Raw genomic sequence first — 18092 nt, 5'->3', positions numbered from 1 at the left:
CTTCCGGGCAGCCATGCCCACGTCCCATCCCGCTCTGCCGCCGATGTCCCTCCTCTCCGCACTCCGTCTCACCGCCTGGCGCCAGGTCGTCCCCACCCTCGCGCTCGCCACGCTCGCCGGCTGGCTGGCCGAGCGCCTGCATCTGCCGCTGCCGTGGATGATCGGGCCGCTGTTTGCCGTGGCCGGCGCGCGCATGGCCGACATCGACCTGCGCCCGCTCCCCGGCGGGCGCCAGACCGGGCAATGGGCGATCGGCGCCGCGCTCGGCCTGTACTTCAGCCCGGAGGTGGTGGCGCAACTCGCCTTGCATGCACCGCTGGTGGTCGCCGCCGCGCTCGGCTCGCTGGTGCTCGGCATGGGCTACGCCTTCATCATGTTGCGTCTGGCCCGGGTCGATACGCCGACCGCCTTCTTCGCCGCGCTGCCGGGCGGCGCCTCGGAGATGGCCAACCTTGCCGACCGCTACGGCGGCGCGGTGGATCGCATCGCCGCGGCTCACGCCATCCGGGTGATGATGGTGGTGTCGGTGCTGCCCTTCGCGCTCACCTTCGCCGGTGTGCATGGCACGGACCTCTACGTGCCGCTGGCAAAGGCGGTGGATGCCCGGCACTTCCCGCTGCTGATCGGGGCGAGCCTGCTCGGGGTGAGCGCGTTCAAGCTGCTGCGCATCGCCAACGCCTGGGTGCTCGGGCCGCTGCTCGGCGTGGCGGTGGCAACGCTGGCCGGCGTGCCGCTGTCGGCGCTGCCGGCCTGGGTGGTCAATGGCGGTCAGTTGCTGATCGGCTGCGCCCTTGGTTGCCGGTTTTCGCGCGAGTTCTTCCGTGCCGCACCGCTTTTCATGGCGGTCGCAGGGCTGACCGCGGCGATGTCGATCGTGCTCGCCTTTGCTTTCGCTGCGCTGCTCGGGCTGGTCTCGGCGGTCCCTTTGCCCACGCTGGCGCTGGCGACCGCGCCCGGTGGGGTGTCGGAGATGTGCATCACCGCCAAGGTGCTGCAGCTCGGCGTGCCGCTCGTCACCGTGTGTCACGTGTTGCGCGTGGTGGTGCTGACCGTGGGCGCGCAGTGGAGCTTCGGCGTCTTCCGCCGCCTGGTGGCGGCGTGAGGGTGGATCGGGGGCGACGGCCGGCATGCCCGCGTGGACGCGCCTTCCGTCGCCGGCGCGGGTTCACGCGCCTTCCGCCAGCGTCGGATAGTCGGTGTAACCCTGCGGCCCAGGAGTGTAGAAGGTCGCCGGATCCGCTGCGTTGAGCGCGGCCTTGCGGCGGATGCGCTCGGGCAGGTCGGGGTTGGCGAGGAAGGCGGTGCCGAAGGCGACCGCATCGAGCTTGCCGGCGGCGATCGCGGCCTCGGCCTCGTCCGCGCTGTAGCCCATGTTGCCGATCAGCACGCCGCGGAAGGCGGCGCGCGCCGGCGTCATCACGTCGCCGTGCTGCTGGCCGAAGAAGTCGCCGCGCATCAGGTGCAGGTAGGCGAGGTGCCAGTCGTTGAGGCAGCCGGCCAGCCAGGCGGTCAGGCCGATCGGGTCGCTGTCGATCATGTCGTTGTAGCTGTTGAGCGGCGACAGGCGCACGCCGACGCGGCCGCTGCCCCAAACCTTGCACACCGCATCGATCACCTCGAACAGCAGGCGGGCGCGGTGCTCGCGCGGGCCGCCGTAGGGGCCGCCGCGCTTGTTGCTGCCGTCGCGCAGGAATTCGTCGAGCAGGTAGCCGTTGGCGCCATGTACTTCGACGCCGTCGAAGCCGGCGGCGCGTGCGTTCTCGGCCGCGCGCGCGAAGCCGGCGACGATGCCCGGCAGCTCGTCGTCGCGCAGCTCGCGCGGCACCACGTAGGGCTGCTTGCCCTGCGGCGTATGGACCTCGTCGCCGGTGATGGCGAGCGCGCTGGGCGCCACCGGCTGGCGGCCGTCGTTGAGCAGCGGATGGCAGGCGCGGCCGCCGTGCCAGATCTGCAGCACGATGCGTCCGCCGGCGGCATGCACCGCGTCGGTGACCTTCTTCCAGCCGGCGACCTGGGCCTCGGAGTGGATGCCGGGCTCGTGCCAGAAGGCGGAGTTGCCGTCCATCGCCATCGTCGCCTCGGCGATCAGCAGGCCGGCGCTGGCGCGCTGGGCGTAGTGGGTGGCCATCAGCTCGCCGGGCACGTGGCCGTCCTCGGCGCGGCAGCGGGTCAGCGGGGCCATCAGGATGCGGTTGGGCAGGGCAAGCTCGCCGGCCTGCAGCGGGGTGAACAGGTCGCTCATCGGAGGTGGGTCCTTGGCTGGTTGTGATCGGGGCGGCTGTCGGCAAGGGTAGCGCGCAGCCGCCGGTATCGGGATGCCGGCGTGTGACCGGCGGCGCGCGCGATCGTTTCCGCCACCGCTCAGTCGCGGGCGAGCGCGGCGAAGCAGCGGCGCGCGGCGACCTCGGCCCGCGCGGCGAGGCGCGCGGCACGCCGGTCGCGAGTGGCCGCCGGCTCGGCGAGCGCTTCATGTGCGGCGTGCACGACCGCGCTCGCGGGCGGCGTATCGAGCACCCCCAGGTGGGCTGCGTGGCGATGCCAGCTGCGCACATAGGCGCGCACCTTCTCGCCCTGCGCCGAGCCCTGCACCAGGCTGGCCGCCGGACGGGCGAAGGCTTCGGCGACGATGCGCACGTGCAGGCTGCTCGCCAGGCACAGCCGGGCGCCGGCGATCAGCGCGCAGAGCTGGAGCACATGGCGGGTGGTGGCGACGATGCAGTGCCCGGAGGCCTGCAGTCGTGCGCGCAGGCGGTGCAGGACTTCGGGCGAGTCGTGCCATGGCGCCCGTCCGGCGCAGAACAGCACCACGCCCCAGCCGGTGTCGCGCTGCAGCCGGTCGAGCGCGGCGGCGAGGGCGGCCAGGCTGAGGTCGTCGCCGAATTCGGCACCGAGCTGGGCGGCGATCCAGCCCCCGGGGAAGCGGGCGGACACGCGGGCCGCCGCCCCCCGCTCCGCTTCACGGGCGATCTCGCTGCCGAGCACGCGGGCGACCAGCACCGCGGGATCGGGCGCGAGGCGGGCGTCGATGCCGGCGGCGGCGAGCGCACGCCGGCTGTCGCGGTCACGCACATGCAGGACCGCCGCCCCGCGCAGGGCGGCGATCGCCTCCTCGCGCCAGGCCGCCGGCAGGTGCGCGAAACCGACGCCACCGCTGCCGGCATGGGCGATGCGCAGACCGGGCGGGAACAGCGTCGTCGGCGCCAGGTAGGGCAGGTGACGGGCGATGCCGAGGTGATGGCGTGCCCACGCGTCGCGGCCCCCGAGGTCGCGGTCGTGCGCGGCGATCAGGGCTTCGGCCTGCGCCGGGCGGGCGAGCATCACCGCCGCCTCCCATGCACCGCAGCCGAGGATCTCGCCGCCCACCTGCAGCAGATCGGGCGCCGGGCGGGCCGGCTGCAGCCGATGCCGGTGGCGGATGCGGTCGGCGATCGCGTCCAGCCGCCGCACCCGCGCGCCGCCGGCCGCACGCAGGTCGTGCTCGGCCAGTCCGGCCCAGAGCAGCGGGCGGCCGGGGGCGAGGCGCGCGGCCAGCGCCGCGGCGATGCGGCCGAGCAGCAGATCGCCCAGGTTGTGGCGATCGAAGGCGCCGAACAGGATCAGCGGCGGCCCCCCGTCCTCACCCGCGGCCTCCGCGCACGCCCCCGGCGCGCAGGCCGCGGATGGGCCGCGCGGACGCTCTCCGGGCGCGGGCAGTGCGTGCTTGGGCAGTGCGGGAGCGGGCATGGACGGGCGACCCAGGCAGAAGGGGCAGGCGTGCGCGGGGACTTGCAATCACGCCGGATGGCCGCATCTTGCTGGCTGTGGCCGGCATTTTCAATTCGACACCGGGCATCGCCGCCCTTTGCGCCACAATGCGCTGTCCGTGCCCCTGCGCCGCATGCGGGTCCGCCCGCAGTCACGTCCGGCGCGCGCAGCGAGCGTGCTCACGGAATCTTTTCCCCGCCGAGGGCTCTGACCCTTGCGACCCGGCACGGAACGCCCGTGCCCGCCATCAGGACCGACTCATGTACAGGGATCCCCGATTTTCCGGCATCTTCCAGACCCTTGGCGGACCGGCCGCCAAGCCGCCCACGCTGCTGCAGAAGATCGTCGGCGCGGTGGTGATGGCGGGCGTGTTCGTGCTCGCGCTGACCTTCTCGGTCGCGCTGTTCGCGGTGCTGCTGACCGTGGGCGTCGTGGTCTGGGGCTACCTGTGGTGGAAGACGCGCGCGGTGCGCAAGGCGATGCGCGAGCAGATGGACGCTGCGGGCGGACGCGGCCCCGGAGCGGGCGGCGCAGCCCGCAACCAGGGCCTGATCATCGAGGGCGAGGTCATCCGCGAGGTGCGCGTCGAGGACGAAGACGCGCCCCGGCGCCGCGACTGAGCCCATCCGCCCGCCGCGGGCAGGCCCGTCGCCGCCCGCGTGCGCTCCAGTTCCCTGCCCCTGACCCGGTGCTTCAGGCCTTTGCGGGCGGCGTCGGCTGAATCGGCGGCAGCGCCAGTTCGCGGCCGTCGGGCAGGCTGCGGATGTGCACATCCACCTGGTTGAAGGCGATCTCGAGGCCGTTGTCGCGGAAGCGACGGTCGATCTCGCGGCTGATCTCGTCGATCGCGGCATTGCGGTCGACCAGTTCGCGCACATGCACGCGCAGCTCGTGGTCGAGCGTGCTGGGGCCGAAGGCGAGCAGGAACACCAGCGGCGCCGGGTCCTTCAGCACGCGCGGGTTGTCGTCGGCGATCTGCAGCAGCAGTTCGCGGGTGAGCTCGAGGTCCGAGCCGTAGGACACGCCCACCTTCACTGTGACGCGGGTGACGGTGTCGGTCAGCGACCAGTTGGTGAGCTGGCCGGTGATGAAGGCCTTGTTGGGGACGATCATCTCCTTGCGGTCGAAGTCGGTGATCGTGGTGGCGCGGATCTGGATGCGGCTGACCGTGCCCGAGACGTTGCCGATCGTCACCGTGTCGCCGATGCGCAGCGGGCGCTCGAACAGGATGATCAGGCCGGACACGAAGTTGGCGAAGATCTCCTGCAGGCCGAAGCCCAGGCCCACCGACAGCGCCGCCACCAGCCACTGCAGCTTGTCCCAGCTCACCCCCAGCGTGCCCAGGGTGGCGACGATGCCGGCGCCGACGATCACGTAGGACAGCAGCGTGGTGATCGCGTAGGCGCTGCCCTGCGCCAGCTTCAGCCGCGACAGCACCAGCACCTCGAGCAGGCCGGGCAGGTTGGCGGCGAGCATGAAGGCGATGGCGGCGATCACCAGCGCGCCGATCACGTCGGCGAGGCTGATCGGCACCATGCTGGCGGCGTCGCCGCTGCCGCTGCCGTATTCGTACAGCGTGATGTTGTCGAGGTATGCGAACACGGTGATCAGGTCGGCCCACACCCAGTACAGCACCACCAGCAGGCCGCTCAACAGGCCCAGATGGAGCAGGCGCAGCGACTGCTGGTTGATCTTGGCGACGTCGAGCACCGGGATCTCGATGGTGGTCTCGGTGTCGACGGGGCCGGCCTTGTCCTCGCGTTCGGCGGCCTCGCGCCGGGCCACCGCGCGCTGGTAGTCGAGGCGGCGGGCGGCGATCGTCAGCGCGCGCACCAGGGTCGCCTCGAGCAGGCGCCAGACGATGAGAACGAACAGGGTGTCGATCAGGCGTCCGGTGAGCTTGAGCGCGGTGTAGTAGTAGCCCATCAGCAGGGCGCCGATCAGGGTCAGCGGCATCAGCGCCAGCGCCAGGCCGATCACCACGCGCAGCGGCGAGGGACGCGCGTCCTGCGACTTGTGCACCAGCAGGCGGGCCATCAGCCAGGCCATGGTCGCATAGCCGGCGAGCAGGGTCAGGATGCCGAACACGTCCTTGGCCAGCACCTCGGGCTGGCGTTCGGTGAGGGTGACGATGGCGACCACCGCGAGCACGACCAGGCCCAGTCGGCGCAGCGAGCGATGCAGCTCGCGCACCTGCCCCTGCGGCCACTGGAAGTGGCGTTCGGCCACGCCGCCCGGCTCCATGACCCGGTAGGCGGTGTAGAACACCAGCCAGGCCTGGGCCATCTGCATCAGGGCAGCGCCGAGCGCGGCGTTCTGGCCGCGCGCGTCCATCTGCAGGGCGAGGCCGCCGAGTGCCAGCAGCAGGCTCACCGGCAGCGCGAGCAGCATGTTGAACAGGATCGCCAGCGGCGTGTGCAGCTGGCTGTCGCGGCGCACGTAGCCGATGTCGGCGTGCAGGCGCTCGAGCTTGTCGCGCAGCCAGCGCCGGCGGCTGAACAGCGCCAGGCTCAGCAGCAACACCGGCAGGAACAGGAAGGGGCGCGCCTGCAGGCCGGCCCACAGCTCCATCGTCGCCGACTGCCAGGGGATGGCGGCCAGCTGGGCGCTGAGCTGGGCCGGCATGGCCCCCAGCCATGCGAGGTCGAGCGGGCGGTTGCTCGGGATCCAGAACATCCGTTCGTCGAGCGTGGTGCGCAGGCGGTCGGCGTTGGTCTGCAACTGGCGCTCGTTGAGCTGCAGCGTGATCGATTCGTTGAGCAGGTTGTTGAGCTCGCGGTTCAGGCGCTCCAGCAGCTCGGCGCGCGTGCTCAGCAGCGCGATCAGCGGCTCGCGCATGCTCGCGTCGGCCTGCCCCGGCGGGGCCTCGGCGAGCAGGCGGTCGGCGAAGGCCTGCGGGCGGGCGAGCTGCTCGCGCTGCTTGTTGACCTCGAACTGGTAGAGGCGGATGTCGGCGATCTGCTCGGCCAGGCTGCCATCGATCGTCGGCTGCGGCAGGGCGCGCTTCTGCTCGATCAGGATGCGCGACAGCAGCAGGCTGCCCTGCAGCACGTCGATCTGCTCGTCGATCACGGTGTTGCTGCGGTTGAGCGCGTCGAGCTGCTGGCGCACGGCGAGGTTGCGCTGGGTGAGCTTGTTGAGGTTCTCGGTGGCGCGCAGCAGGTACTCGGAGAGCTCCTGGTTGGTGGCCGTCTCGCGCGCCAGCAGGCTGTCGGCGGTGGCGGTGGTGCCGGCTTCTCCGGCCAGGGCCTGGACGGTCAGCGCCGCCTGTGCGCTGCGGCGCTGGTTGATCGCGGTCTGCAGGGCCTGGACCCGCGCCTCGAGGCGGGCGACTTCGTGGGTGGCGAGGTCCTGGCGCGCCTGGCCGAGGTCGAGCAGCGCGCTGCTGGCGGCCAGTTCCTCGCGGCGCAGGGCCACCTTGGCGTCGAGCGCATGCCATTCCGCGGCGAGCGCGTCGCGGCGTTCCGGGCTCAGCGGCCGTCCGTCGCGGCCGGGCTCGCGATTGGCGCCGAGCGCGGTCTCGATCGTCGCCATCCGCGCCTGGCTGGTGCTGATCTCGGTCTGGGCGCGTTCGGGGCCGGTGCGGGCATCGATGAGCAGGGTGTTGGCCTCGTCCAGGCGGCGACGCCAGTCGGTCAGCGCCGCGTTCCGTTCGGCGAGGCGCCGTTCCAGTTCCGCGTCCGGGGTCGCGGGGTCGATCGCCGGTGCCGGGTCCGCCTGCGCCTGCAGGGCGGCGAGCTGTTCGCGCGCGCTGCGGGTGTCCTGCGGTGCCGTTGCCACGCGGGCATGCAGCGCCTCGCGCTGCGTGCGCAGGTCCGCGGCCGTCGTCAGGCTGGCGAGGGCCTGCTCCAGCGCCTGCTGGACCGTGCGCTGCTCGGCCTCGGGCAGCTTGCGGTCGGCCACCGCGGACAGGCGGCCGCGCAGATCCTCCGCCGTGGGCACGGCGGGCGCCTGCGCCGCGGCGTGCAGCGCGAGCAGGGGCAGCATCAGCAGGACGAAAAGGCGGAGCAGGGACATGGGGTGGAGGCTTGGAGTCGAGGCTTCGGATGGGTGGGGAGCGCGGCAGCGGTGCGGGCACGGCCGCTGGCGAAGCGCGAGTTTAGCGCGGGGCCGGCGGACCGGTGGCGCGCCCGATCGTAAGGGAGTTTCGCTGCCCGTTGCCCGGGCCTGTGCCCCGCGGGGGCGTGTGATGGATCCTGCCTGGCGGTCGATGTATTTCCTTGAATACGTATCGCATGACGACTATCGTGTGTGGCCTCGAGTAGACACAAAACAAAAACCATGGATGAACAGGTTCAACGCTTGAAGGTGCTCGGCGCCGGCGTCTTCAGCATGATGCTCGCGCTCGGCATCGCACGCTTCGCCTATACCCCCTTGCTGCCCTTGATGCAGGCGCAGGCCGGACTCGGCCTGGCCGAGGGCGGCTGGCTGGCGGCGATCAACTATGCCGGCTACCTCACCGGCGCGCTGACCGCGGCCTCGATCAGCGATCTGGTGCTCAAGGACCGCCTGTACCGCATCGGCATGGTGGTGGCGGTATTGAGTACCTTGATGATGGCGCTCACCACCGATGTCTGGTTGTGGGCCGTGTCGCGCTATCTTGCCGGTCTGTCGAGTTCAGCGTCGATGCTGCTCGGTACCGGCCTGATCCTGAACTGGCTCATCCGCCACAACCACCGCCCGGAGCTCGGCATTCACTTCTCCGGCCTGGGCCTGGGTATCGCCGGCTGTTCGATCGTGGTCGCGCTGCTCGGCGCCGTGCTCGACTGGCGCGAGCAGTGGTATGCCTTCACCGCGATCGCTTGTGTGCTGCTGGTGCCGGCGCTGGCCTGGCTGCCGGCGCCCGACAGCAGCGCGGTGACCAAGACCGGCGCACCGATGCACGACAATCCGCCCGGCGCGCTGTTCCTGCGCCTGCTGATGGCCGCCTATTTCTGTGCAGGGGTGGGCTACGTGATCAGTGCAACCTTCATCGTCGCCATCGTCAATCGCCTGCCGGGGCTGGAAGGCCAGGGGAGCTGGATCTTTCTGGTCATCGGTCTCGCTGCGGCGCCGACCTGCATCGTGTGGGACCTGGTCGCGCGCCGTACCGGCGAGCTCAACGCCCTGCTTCTTGCCGCGATGCTGCAGATAGTCGGCATCCTGCTGCCCGTTCTGATCGGGGGCGTGCTCGGCACGGTGGCGGGGGCGGTGTTGTTCGGTGGCACCTTCATGGGCATGGTGAGCCTGGTGCTGACCATGGCCGGGCGCTACTACCCGACGCGGCCGGCGAAGATGATGGGCAGGATGACGATCTCCTATGGTGCCGCACAGATTCTCGGCCCCGCGGTGACCGGGTGGCTGGGTGCGACCTTCGGCAGCTATGCGGGCGGGCTCTATGTCGCCGCGTCGGCGCTGGGGCTGGGGGTGGTGGTGCTGCTGGTGCTGAAAGTGGTGGAGCGCCGCGACCTGCACGCCGCGCGCGTCGCACCGGCGGCCTGAGCGGCGGCGCTCAGCGTTGCGGCGGCCAGGGCCGGCCGTGGCGCAGGCAGAAGTCGCGCAGCAGCAGGTTGGCCATCGCGTAGCGGGTCGGGAACACCGCCGGCAGCGCATCGACGTGGAAAAAGCGCGCGTCCTCGATCTCGTCCGGTGCGCACACGATGTCGCCGTCCTCGTACTCGGCCTGGTAGCCGAGCATCAGCGCATGCGGGAACGGCCACGGCTGGCTGGCGAAGTAGCGCAGCTTGCCGATGCGCAGCCCGGTTTCCTCCTGGATCTCGCGGTGCACCGCCTGTTCCGCCGACTCGCCCGCATCGACGAAGCCGGCGAGCGCGCTGTACAGGCCGGGCGGAAAGTGCGGCGAACGCCCGAGCAGGATCTCGGCGCCGCGCTCGACGGCCACGATGACCACCGGCGACACGCGCGGATAGTGCTCGCGGCCGCAGGCCGGATCGGTGCAGCGGCGCATCACCGCCGGCGCGGCGGCGCGCGCGGTGGGCGCGCCGCACTGGCCGCAGAAGCGGTGCGAGCGGTCGAACTCGAGCAGTTCGAGCGCCCGTGCGGCGAGGCTGCGGGTGGCCGCGGGCAGGGTGTCGAGCAGCGCCTTGAGGTGGTGGAAGGCATGCGCGGGCGGCGCTTCGAGCTCGCGGGCGACCTCGACCACCGTCCACGCCTGGCCTTCGGGGCTGCAGAAGTCCAGCGTCCGCAGCGCGTGCCGGCCCGCCAGCCAGGGCTGCGGCGCGCACGCCAGGCGGCCTTCACCATCCACCAGCAGCTGATGGCCGCGGAACACCAGGGTGCGTGCAGGCGTCATGACGGCGGCGGAGATCGGAGACTGCGGCGGAGGGCCGGGGACGACGACGTCAGCGCTGGCCGACGCGGGCGCCGGCGAACAGGGCCTTGTGCTCGGCCGGCTGCGAGCGCCAGTACTGCGGCGGCGCCTGCACCTGGGCGCCGAGCCGCGCCGCGGCGTGCCAGGGCCAGCGCGGATCGTAGAGCACGCCGCGGGCGATCGCGACGAGGTCGGCGTGGCCGTCGGCGATCACGGCCTCGGCCTGTTCGGCCTCGGTGATCAGGCCGACCCCGATCACCGGCAGCTTCACCGCGCGCCGGATCGCGGCCGCGAGCGGGATCTGGTAGCCGGGGCCGAGCGGGATCTTCTGCTGCGGCGACAGACCGCCGCTCGACACGTGCACGAAGCTGCAGCCGCGTGCCTCCAGGGCCTGGCAGAAGGCGATGCTCTGGTCCACGTCCCAGCCGCCGTCCACCCAGTCGGTAGCGGACAGCCGCACACCGAAAGGCAGCTCGGCGGGCAGCACGGCGCGCATCGCGTCGAAGACCTCGAGCGGGAAGCGCAGGCGGTTCTCCAGCGAGCCGCCGTAGCGGTCCTCGCGCCGGTTGGAGAGCGGCGACAGGAATTCGTGCAGCAGGTAGCCGTGGGCGCAGTGCAGCTCGACCAGGTCCAGGCCGAGGCGAGCGGCGCGCACGGCGGCGCCGACGAAGTCTTCGCGCACGCGGGCGAGTCCGGCCTCGTCGAGCGCGACCGGGGGCAGTTCGCCCGCCGCATGCGGGATCGCCGACGGGGCGACCGTCTCCCAGCCGCCGGCGTCCGGCGCGAGCAGCTGGCCGCCGTCCCACGGCGCCTGGCTGGAGGCCTTGCGCCCGGCGTGGGCGAGCTGGATGCCGATCGGCATCACGGCGTAGCGGCGCACCGCGGCGAGCACGCGGCCGAGCGCCGCCTCGGTCGCGTCCGAATACAGGCCGAGGTCGCCCGCGGTGATGCGGCCCTCGGGCGACACCGCGGTGGCCTCGATGATCAGCAGGCCGGCGCCGGACATGGCCAGGTTGCCCAGGTGGATCAGGTGCCAGTCGGTGGCGCAGCCTTGCTCGGCGGAGTACTGGCACATCGGGGCGATGACGACGCGGTTGGGCAGGCGCAGGCGGCCGAGGTCGAAGGGCGAGAACAGGATGCTCATGGGCGTGATCGGAGAGGGTGTGCGGGCCGGAACGTGAAGGCGGAAGGATGGGTGAATTCCGCGCCCCTGTCGACCTCCGCGGGCGATCGCGGGGATGGGCGCCGGGGCGTCGCCACGGGGGTGCGGAAATCGCCGCGGAAGGCGTCCGTTTCACGATGCGAATGCAGGTTTCGATGCCGGCGGGGGCGATAAGTGGTATTTTCCCCGGCGACAGCGATGCTGCTGCCGGCATGCCGTGCGGACGGCGTGCGGTCGTCATCGGATAGTCGGGACAAGATCTAAAACATCTAGGGGAAACAAATGTCTGCAGGGAATTCGAAGATCATCTACACGCTCACGGACGAGGCACCGCTGCTGGCGACGTGCGCGTTCCTTCCGATCATCCGGACCTTCACCGGCCCTGCAGGCATCGACATCGAGAAGGCCGACATCTCGGTCTCGGCCCGCGTGCTGGCCGAGTTCCCCGAGTACCTGAGCGAGGACCAGCGCGTGCCCAACACGCTGGCCGAACTGGGCAAGAAGACGCTCGAGCCCGACGCCAACATCATCAAGCTGCCCAACATCAGCGCCTCGGTCGCGCAGCTCAAGGCCTGCGTCAAGGAGCTGCAGGAGAAGGGCTACAAGATTCCCGACTACCCGGAAGATCCGAAGACCGACGAAGAGAAGGAAATCCGCGCGCGCTACGGTCGCTGCCTCGGCTCCGCGGTGAACCCGGTGCTGCGCGAAGGCAACTCCGACCGCCGCGCCCCGGCTGCGGTCAAGAACTACGCCAAGAAGCACCCGCACTCGATGGGTGAATGGAAGCAGTGGTCGCAGACCCACGTCTCGCACATGCATCACGGCGACTTCTACCATGGCGAGAAGTCGATGACGCTGGACAAGGCGCGCGACGTCAAGATGGAGCTCATCACCAAGTCGGGCAAGACCATCGTGCTCAAGCCCAAGGTCGCGCTCCTGGACGGCGAGATCATCGACTCGATGTTCATGAGCAAGAAGGCGCTGTGCGAGTTCTACGAGAAGGAACTCGAGGACTGCCGCGAGGCCGGCATCCTGTTCTCGCTGCACGTGAAGGCGACGATGATGAAGGTCTCGCACCCGATCGTCTTCGGCCACTGCGTGAAGATCTACTACAAGGACGCCTTCGAGAAGCACGGCAAGCTGTTCGACGAGCTCGGCATCAACGTCAACAACGGCATGGTCGACCTGTACGACAAGATCAGGCAGCTGCCCGAATCCAAGCGCGACGAGATCATCCGCGACCTGCACGCCTGCCAGGAGCATCGCCCGGCGCTGGCCATGGTCGACTCGGCCAAGGGCATCACCAACTTCCACTCGCCCAACGACATCATCGTCGACGCCTCGATGCCGGCGATGATCCGCCAGGGCGGCAAGATGTGGGGTGCCGACGGCAAGCAGTACGACAGCAAGTGCGTGATGCCGGAGTCGACCTTCGCCCGCATCTACCAGGAGATGATCAACTTCTGCAAATGGCACGGCAACTTCGACCCGCGCACGATGGGCACGGTGCCGAACGTCGGCCTGATGGCGCAGAAGGCCGAGGAATACGGCTCGCACGACAAGACCTTCGAGATCGCCGAGGACGGCGTGGCCAACATCACCGACCTCGCCACGGGTGAAGTGCTGCTGAGCCAGAACGTCGAGGCCGGCGACATCTGGCGCATGTGCCAGGTCAAGGACGCCCCGATCCGCGACTGGGTCAAGCTCGCCGTCACCCGCGCGCGCAACTCCGGCATGCCGGCGATCTTCTGGCTCGATCCCTATCGTCCGCACGAGAACGAGCTGATCAAGAAGGTGAAGACCTACCTCAAGGATCACGACACCAGCGGCCTCGACATCCAGATCATGTCGCAGGTGCGCGCGATGCGCGTGACCCTCGAGCGTGTCGCGCGCGGCCTCGACACCATCTCGGTGACCGGCAACATCCTGCGCGACTACCTGACCGACCTGTTCCCGATCATGGAGCTGGGCACCTCGGCCAAGATGCTGTCGATCGTGCCGCTGATGAACGGCGGCGGCATGTACGAGACCGGTGCCGGCGGTTCCGCGCCCAAGCACGTCCAGCAGCTCACCCAGGAAAACCACCTGCGCTGGGATTCGCTGGGCGAGTTCCTCGCCCTGGCGGTGTCGCTGGAGGACCTCGGCATCAAGACCGGCAACGCCCGCGCCAAGCTGCTCGCCAAGACGCTGGACGAGGCCACCGGCAAGCTGCTCGACGAGAACAAGTCGCCCTCGCCCAAGACCGGCCAGCTCGACAACCGCGGCAGCCAGTACTACCTGGCCAAGTTCTGGGCCGAGCGCCTGGCCACGCAGACCGAGGACGCCGAACTGGCGGGCAAGTTCGCCCCGCTCGCCAAGGCGCTCGCCGACAACGAGCAGAAGATCGTCGCCGAGCTCGCCGAGGTGCAGGGCAAGCCGGTCGACATCGGCGGCTACTACAAGGCCGACGCCGAGAAGACCAAGGCCGTGATGCGTCCGAGCGCCACGCTCAACGCCATCCTGCAGGGCGCGCGCGCCGCCTGAGGCGGATGAGCCGACACCGGCCGCGTGCGGCCGGTGAAGCGCAGGCGGGGCGGGTCGACCATGCGGTCGGCTCGCCCCGTTCGTCGTTTACGCCGTGGCTCGTAGCGGGTGTGCGGGTGGCCTGGAGCCCGCGCATCCAGGCCGGACGCAGCGCGGCGGATGCGGGGCGCTCGATGGCGGCGCGCACCTGCGCCAGCAGCCTCGTCTTGTCCGCGCCCAGCGTGCCCTTGAGCACCAGCCAGTTCGAGGCGTGGTCGGAGCGGAACACCGTGCGCCGCAATTCCAGCGCCGCCAGGAAGCGCGCCATCTCGGTGAACAGCCCCTGCTGCGACAACGCCTGCCAGTCCGGCCAGGCCTGCAGGAAGCGGCGCCCGCCGTCGTGCAGGGTCACGACCAGCGTGGACAGGTATTCGGGCTGCGTGCCATAGCGCTCACCGGTACGGCGGATGCTGTCGATCACCTCGGCCTCGTCGCGGGCGCGGAAGGCCTTCTGCGGCGCGGTGTACATCTCGCAGAAGGTGCATCTGTTCCACGAGCAGCCGTCGGTGACCGGCAGGATCAGCGATTCGGCCTCGCTCGGCGGGCGGAACACGGGTTCGACGTAGCGGATCGGCAGGGCGGACGCGGCGCATCTCGGCATTGCAGGACAGGGGTGCAAGTCTAGCTGCTGCCCGCCGTGCCGGCGCGCGGGGCTCAGTCCCTGCGTCCGGCGCTCAGCCGATCGATCATCGCGCGCACCGCGCGGATCTGGATGCCGTCGCGGGTGGCATAGTCGCCGTCGGTGTAGCCCCACCAGTCCCAGCAGCCGTTGGGATTCTTCCACGGGATCGACACCGCCTGCGGGAACAGCACCACCAGGCGGTTGGTGTCGGCCCAGCGGTCGTAGCCGGTGTTGCGGACGAAGGTGGTGCCGTTGTACAGCCCGCCACCGGGTGGCCGGCGCAGCGGCAGGAAGCTCTGGCCCTGCTTGCAGCCGTGGAACACCACATGCAGCCGGCAGCGCGCGCCCGCCTCGCAGTCGGACGGGATGTACACCCAGCCGGTCTTGTCCAGGCCGGTGCCCCACAGGTAGCTGAAGAAGCCGGTTTCGGGAATGTAGGCGCGCTGGTCGAACTCGGCGAAGCGGCCGGCCGGGGTCGGCGACGTGCGCGGCGGGGCGACGTCGGGGCCGTAGATCCAGTCGAGGATCGCATGCGCGGCCTCGAAGCCGCAGCTGCCGATGTAGGGCTCGTCGGTCGCCCCGCAGGAGCCGCCGTAGGCGGTGGTGGGCATGGTGTGGCCGGCGGCCTCGAGCGTCACCGTCTCGAGCGCGGCCGCGGGCAGGCCGAAGGCGTCGTAGTAGCCGTGCAGCTGGCGGGTGATCGGCGCCGGCACCAGGGCATCCTTGCCGCCGACCACGGTGATCACGCGCTGGCGGGCGATCCGCGCCGGGTCGTCGATGCGGCCGGCGGCATGGAAGGCGCGCGTGGCGGCGACCAGCTCGGGCACCGCCGTGCTGGCGTCCCCGACCTTGCACGCCAGGGCCGGCTCGCCGGTGCAGGAGCAGTCGGTGGTGGCCTTGAGCACGCTGTCCTGGGCGCAGTAGTAAGGGCCGCCGGCGACGATGCCGGCGCCGCGGATGATGGAGGCGTGCGCCACCTGCATCTGCACCGACATGAATCCGCCCGAGGAGATGCCCGATACCGAGCTGTCCTCGATGGCGATGTTCAGCGCCGGCAGCGGGGGCGGCGGCGCGGCAGGGCTGGCCGTGGCGACGACGAGCAGGACGGACGCGGCAAGCAGGCGTGCGCGCGAAGGATGGAAGCGGAACGGGGATTTCATGGCGGGACTCCGGTCACCGATGCGATGCAGCCGGTCTCGCGCGCGCCGGCCGCCGCCGCGCGCGCATGACGCGGACGCCGGCGCCGGTCCTACATCGAGTGCGGAACTTCGGGAAAGCCTGCGGAGGGCCCAACCGCATGCGTCGGCCGCAGGGCGGAGGACGTGGTGCCGTCGCGGCGGGCGGACTCGAGCGCGAGCGTGAAGTTGCCGTAGCGCCCGTCGTGGGTGATCTCCCTGCCGACCCAGGCCGGCAGCTTGAGCGGGGTGTGTTCGTGGGGCAGTTCGACTTCGGCGACCACCAGTCCGGCGTGATGGCCTTCGAACACATCGACCTCGAACACATGGTGGGCGTGATCCACCAGGTAGCGCGTCTTGCGCACGATGCGGCGGGCGCAGTGGCTGGCGAGCATCGCCTGCGCGTCGGTGACCGGAATCGCGTACTCGAATTCGTCGCGCCCGTAGCCCACCTTCGGCGACTTCAGGGTCAGGTAGGCACGCTCGCCGCGGATGCGGACGCGGGTCGACATCGAGCCCGATTCCTTGGCGAGATAGCCCTGGACGATGCGTTCGCCCTGGCGGCCGTCGAGGATCCGCACATCGCGGACCAGGAACCTGCGTTCGATCTCTCGCGCCATCGTCGGATGCCCGGTCTGGAAGAAATCGAATTGTAGCAAACGATTTCCGTCCTGTTGTTGCGGTGCAGCGTGCGACCTCCATGAGCTGCGGCCAGCCGCCGTCCCCACGCTCGGCGGGCAATTGGCTAGACTATCGAGTATTACCTTTACGGGACGCACCATGACCGCACCCACCCTGATCGCACTGATCTCGCAGAAGGGCGGATCGGGCAAGACCACGGTGGCCATGCAGCTCGCCGCCGGCCTCGCCCTCGAGGGCTACCGCGTGGCGCTGGCCGACCTCGATCCGCAGGAAAGCGCCTCGCGCTGGGCCGAGTCGGCGCCGCCCGAGGCGCCGTTCGCGGCCGAGGTGGTGCGCCTGAAGGGCGACGCCGCGGCAATGAAGAAGACGCTGCGTCCGGTGGCCAACAAGGTCGACATCGTGGTGATGGACTGTCCGCCGTCGATCGAGCATCCGCACACGATGAGCGCGCTCGAGCTGTGCGACTTCGCGCTGGTGCCGGTGGTGCCGAGCCCGACCGACCTGTGGGCGACGCGCGGCATCGAGCGCCTGATCCTCGACCGCCAGCAGGGCCGCCCCAAGCTGCGCGGCGCCCTGCTCCCCAACCGCGTGATGCGGACCGCGCTCGCCGGCGACGTGCTCGACGTGCTGCGCGACTTCAGCCTGCCGGTGCTGGACGTCGCGCTGTCGCAGCGCAGCGCCTACGCGCTGAGCGCGGTGCGCGGGACCTCGGTGTTCGGCCTCGGCCGCGCAGCGGCGGCGGCGCAGGAGGAGGTCGCCGGACTGGTCACCGCCGTTCTGAAACTGATCGAGGAATGAGCATGAGCACCGCCAGCGGGACGAAATCGAAGTTGCGCGCAAGCCTCAAGCAGGAAGACGCCGCGCTGGCGCAACGCAGCCGCAGCGCGCGCGCGCCGGCGGCAACGGCAAAGGCTGCGCCTGCGGTCGCCGAGGCGGCGGCGCCGGTGGTCGGCGCGCCCGCCGCGGCGGAGGTGATCGCTCCGGTGTTGCCGCCGCCCAAGCCGGCCGAAAAGCCTGTCGAAGGGGATCGCAAGGACAAGCACGAGAAGGTGGAGCGCGACTCCTTCTCGATGCCGGCGAGCGAGCACAAGCGCATCAAGGCGCTGCGCGAAGCGCTGGGCAAGGACGGCGTGCTCGCCAGCAAGTCGGAGGTGCTGCGCGCCGGCCTGGCCCTGCTCGCGGAGCAGGACATCGCCGAGGTCGTGCGCCTGGTCGCCGCGCTGCCCAAGGTGGCCAAGGGCAAGCGCGCCAGGAAGCACTGAGGGCTGCAGCGGCGGCGCCGTGACGGCGCGGGCGGGCTTGTCCGCGTTCTGGCGCGAAAGCTTCATCCGGCGGTGAACAGTGCGTTCAGCGAGGTGTCGAGTTCGGCGTCGGCCGGCTCGGAAGCCCTGTTCGCCGCCCTCGAATCGGCAACCGAGGTCGCCTCCGAGCTCTACGAGAAGGTCGGCGAGTCCAGCGAAGCGCTGATCTCCGACGGCGAAAACTGAGTTCGTCCGCGCCAGACGAGGGCGCTGCGGGTGGTCGTCCCGGTTCTGGCCGGTTCAGTCGTCCCGCATGCCCCAGCGCCGCGATCGCTCTCGAGGCGGACGAGCTGGCGCCGGATCTGTTCCACGCTGCTGGCGGTGGCGACGATGAGCTCGGTCTGCAGCAGGTCGCCGTGCAGCGTGGTGTTCGCCATCGCCAGACGCTCGCGCAGGCGCAGGCGCTCGAGCTCTTCCCGCAGTTCGGCGTTGGTCGCCCACATCTGGCTGTAGGACGGCATGCCCTCGGTCTCGAGCGCGGAATCGATCTCGTCCATGCGGTCCGAAATCTGCATCGGATTCTTCTGCGTCATCGTCGTCTCCTCGAATGGGGCGCCAGGGCCGGCGACGGGGC

The 18092-nt window shown here is 70.7% G+C and carries 15 protein-coding genes; 6 read left to right on the top strand and 9 right to left on the bottom strand.

Features of this window, described 5'->3' with window-relative positions; genetic code table 11:
* Positions 1-43 precede the first annotated feature (43 nt).
* On the top strand, positions 44-1102 hold the full coding sequence (locus CKCBHOJB_RS00175; protein ID WP_281050066.1) for an AbrB family transcriptional regulator: 1059 nt from the start codon (positions 44-46) through the stop codon (positions 1100-1102).
* A 63-nt stretch (positions 1103-1165) separates the two neighbouring features.
* Here CKCBHOJB_RS00175 and CKCBHOJB_RS00170 read toward each other — a convergent pair whose 3' ends face one another.
* Entirely contained in the window at positions 1166-2242 is a 1077-nt protein-coding gene (locus CKCBHOJB_RS00170) for an alkene reductase (RefSeq protein ID WP_281050065.1), read from the bottom strand.
* Between the two features lie 119 nt (positions 2243-2361).
* Positions 2362-3723, bottom strand: coding sequence for a polysaccharide pyruvyl transferase family protein (locus CKCBHOJB_RS00165; RefSeq protein WP_281050064.1), 1362 nt, complete (start codon positions 3721-3723; stop codon positions 2362-2364).
* Between the two features lie 281 nt (positions 3724-4004).
* Here CKCBHOJB_RS00165 and CKCBHOJB_RS00160 point away from each other — a divergent pair, with 281 nt between their 5' ends.
* The gene (locus CKCBHOJB_RS00160; RefSeq protein WP_281050063.1) at positions 4005-4364 is read left to right on the top strand and encodes a hypothetical protein; all 360 of its coding nucleotides are present in this window, start codon (positions 4005-4007) and stop codon (positions 4362-4364) included.
* Between the two features lie 73 nt (positions 4365-4437).
* On the opposite strand, the gene mscK is transcribed toward CKCBHOJB_RS00160, so the two are convergent.
* Positions 4438-7761 carry a mechanosensitive channel MscK gene (mscK, locus tag CKCBHOJB_RS00155; RefSeq protein WP_281050062.1) on the bottom strand — a complete coding sequence of 1108 codons (3324 nt, stop codon included), beginning with the start codon at positions 7759-7761 and terminating at the stop codon, positions 4438-4440.
* Between the two features lie 264 nt (positions 7762-8025).
* Here mscK and CKCBHOJB_RS00150 point away from each other — a divergent pair, with 264 nt between their 5' ends.
* Positions 8026-9225, top strand: a complete 1200-nt coding sequence (locus CKCBHOJB_RS00150) for a YbfB/YjiJ family MFS transporter (protein WP_281050061.1) — start codon at positions 8026-8028, stop codon at positions 9223-9225.
* A gap of 10 nt (positions 9226-9235) precedes the next feature.
* On the opposite strand, the gene nudC is transcribed toward CKCBHOJB_RS00150, so the two are convergent.
* Both nudC and CKCBHOJB_RS00140 read right to left on the bottom strand, forming a co-directional pair.
* Complete coding sequence (gene nudC / locus CKCBHOJB_RS00145) at positions 9236-10036, bottom strand: NAD(+) diphosphatase (RefSeq protein ID WP_281050060.1); 801 nt, start codon at positions 10034-10036, stop codon at positions 9236-9238.
* A gap of 49 nt (positions 10037-10085) precedes the next feature.
* Complete coding sequence (locus CKCBHOJB_RS00140) at positions 10086-11198, bottom strand: NADH:flavin oxidoreductase/NADH oxidase (RefSeq protein ID WP_281050059.1); 1113 nt, start codon at positions 11196-11198, stop codon at positions 10086-10088.
* Positions 11199-11498: 300 nt separating this feature from the next.
* Between CKCBHOJB_RS00140 and CKCBHOJB_RS00135 the strand changes: the two genes are divergently transcribed.
* Complete coding sequence (locus CKCBHOJB_RS00135; RefSeq protein ID WP_281050058.1) at positions 11499-13739, top strand: NADP-dependent isocitrate dehydrogenase; 2241 nt, start codon at positions 11499-11501, stop codon at positions 13737-13739.
* Here CKCBHOJB_RS00135 and CKCBHOJB_RS00130 read toward each other — a convergent pair.
* The 3 genes from CKCBHOJB_RS00130 to CKCBHOJB_RS00120 all read right to left on the bottom strand — a co-directional run bounded on the left by CKCBHOJB_RS00130 (position 13705) and on the right by CKCBHOJB_RS00120 (position 16234).
* Positions 13705-14379, bottom strand: coding sequence for a hypothetical protein (locus tag CKCBHOJB_RS00130; RefSeq protein WP_281050057.1), 675 nt, complete (start codon positions 14377-14379; stop codon positions 13705-13707). The two genes, CKCBHOJB_RS00135 and CKCBHOJB_RS00130, sit on opposite strands and share 35 nt — an antisense overlap.
* 53 nt (positions 14380-14432) lie before the next feature.
* Positions 14433-15560, bottom strand: a complete 1128-nt coding sequence (locus tag CKCBHOJB_RS00125; RefSeq protein ID WP_281050056.1) for a poly(3-hydroxybutyrate) depolymerase — start codon at positions 15558-15560, stop codon at positions 14433-14435.
* Positions 15561-15649: 89 nt separating this feature from the next.
* Complete coding sequence (locus CKCBHOJB_RS00120) at positions 15650-16234, bottom strand: CYTH domain-containing protein (protein WP_281050055.1); 585 nt, start codon at positions 16232-16234, stop codon at positions 15650-15652.
* 121 nt (positions 16235-16355) lie between these two features.
* Between CKCBHOJB_RS00120 and parA the strand changes: the two genes are divergently transcribed.
* Both parA and CKCBHOJB_RS00110 read left to right on the top strand, forming a co-directional pair.
* Complete coding sequence (gene parA / locus CKCBHOJB_RS00115) at positions 16356-17015, top strand: ParA family partition ATPase (protein WP_281050054.1); 660 nt, start codon at positions 16356-16358, stop codon at positions 17013-17015.
* A 2-nt stretch (positions 17016-17017) separates the two neighbouring features.
* Positions 17018-17479: a hypothetical protein gene (locus CKCBHOJB_RS00110; RefSeq protein ID WP_281050053.1), complete on the top strand. Its 462-nt coding sequence runs from the start codon at positions 17018-17020 to the stop codon at positions 17477-17479.
* Positions 17480-17649: 170 nt separating this feature from the next.
* Here the strand turns inward: CKCBHOJB_RS00110 and CKCBHOJB_RS00105 are convergent, their stop codons facing one another.
* Positions 17650-18051, bottom strand: coding sequence for a hypothetical protein (locus CKCBHOJB_RS00105; RefSeq protein ID WP_281050052.1), 402 nt, complete (start codon positions 18049-18051; stop codon positions 17650-17652).
* Positions 18052-18092 lie beyond the last annotated feature (41 nt).

The organism is Thauera sp. GDN1 (assembly GCF_029223545.1).
Lineage (GTDB): Bacteria > Pseudomonadota > Gammaproteobacteria > Burkholderiales > Rhodocyclaceae > Thauera.
This window is presented reverse-complemented; position numbering and strand designations above follow the sequence as displayed.

Bases quoted from the DNA above. Each gene is read 5' to 3' on its own strand.
- CKCBHOJB_RS00175 (WP_281050066.1), top strand. From the start codon at position 44: ATGTCCCTCCTCTCCGCACTCCGTCTCACCGCCTGGCGCCAGGTCGTC.
- CKCBHOJB_RS00170 (WP_281050065.1), bottom strand. From the start codon at position 2,242: ATGAGCGACCTGTTCACCCCGCTGCAGGCCGGCGAGCTTGCCCTGCCC.
- CKCBHOJB_RS00125 (WP_281050056.1), bottom strand. From the start codon at position 15,560: ATGAAATCCCCGTTCCGCTTCCATCCTTCGCGCGCACGCCTGCTTGCC.
- mscK (WP_281050062.1), bottom strand. From the start codon at position 7,761: ATGTCCCTGCTCCGCCTTTTCGTCCTGCTGATGCTGCCCCTGCTCGCG.
- CKCBHOJB_RS00110 (WP_281050053.1), top strand. From the start codon at position 17,018: ATGAGCACCGCCAGCGGGACGAAATCGAAGTTGCGCGCAAGCCTCAAG.
- CKCBHOJB_RS00160 (WP_281050063.1), top strand. From the start codon at position 4,005: ATGTACAGGGATCCCCGATTTTCCGGCATCTTCCAGACCCTTGGCGGA.
- parA (WP_281050054.1), top strand. From the start codon at position 16,356: ATGACCGCACCCACCCTGATCGCACTGATCTCGCAGAAGGGCGGATCG.
- CKCBHOJB_RS00140 (WP_281050059.1), bottom strand. From the start codon at position 11,198: ATGAGCATCCTGTTCTCGCCCTTCGACCTCGGCCGCCTGCGCCTGCCC.
- CKCBHOJB_RS00150 (WP_281050061.1), top strand. From the start codon at position 8,026: ATGGATGAACAGGTTCAACGCTTGAAGGTGCTCGGCGCCGGCGTCTTC.
- CKCBHOJB_RS00165 (WP_281050064.1), bottom strand. From the start codon at position 3,723: ATGCCCGCTCCCGCACTGCCCAAGCACGCACTGCCCGCGCCCGGAGAG.
- nudC (WP_281050060.1), bottom strand. From the start codon at position 10,036: ATGACGCCTGCACGCACCCTGGTGTTCCGCGGCCATCAGCTGCTGGTG.
- CKCBHOJB_RS00105 (WP_281050052.1), bottom strand. From the start codon at position 18,051: ATGACGCAGAAGAATCCGATGCAGATTTCGGACCGCATGGACGAGATC.
- CKCBHOJB_RS00130 (WP_281050057.1), bottom strand. From the start codon at position 14,379: ATGCCGAGATGCGCCGCGTCCGCCCTGCCGATCCGCTACGTCGAACCC.
- CKCBHOJB_RS00135 (WP_281050058.1), top strand. From the start codon at position 11,499: ATGTCTGCAGGGAATTCGAAGATCATCTACACGCTCACGGACGAGGCA.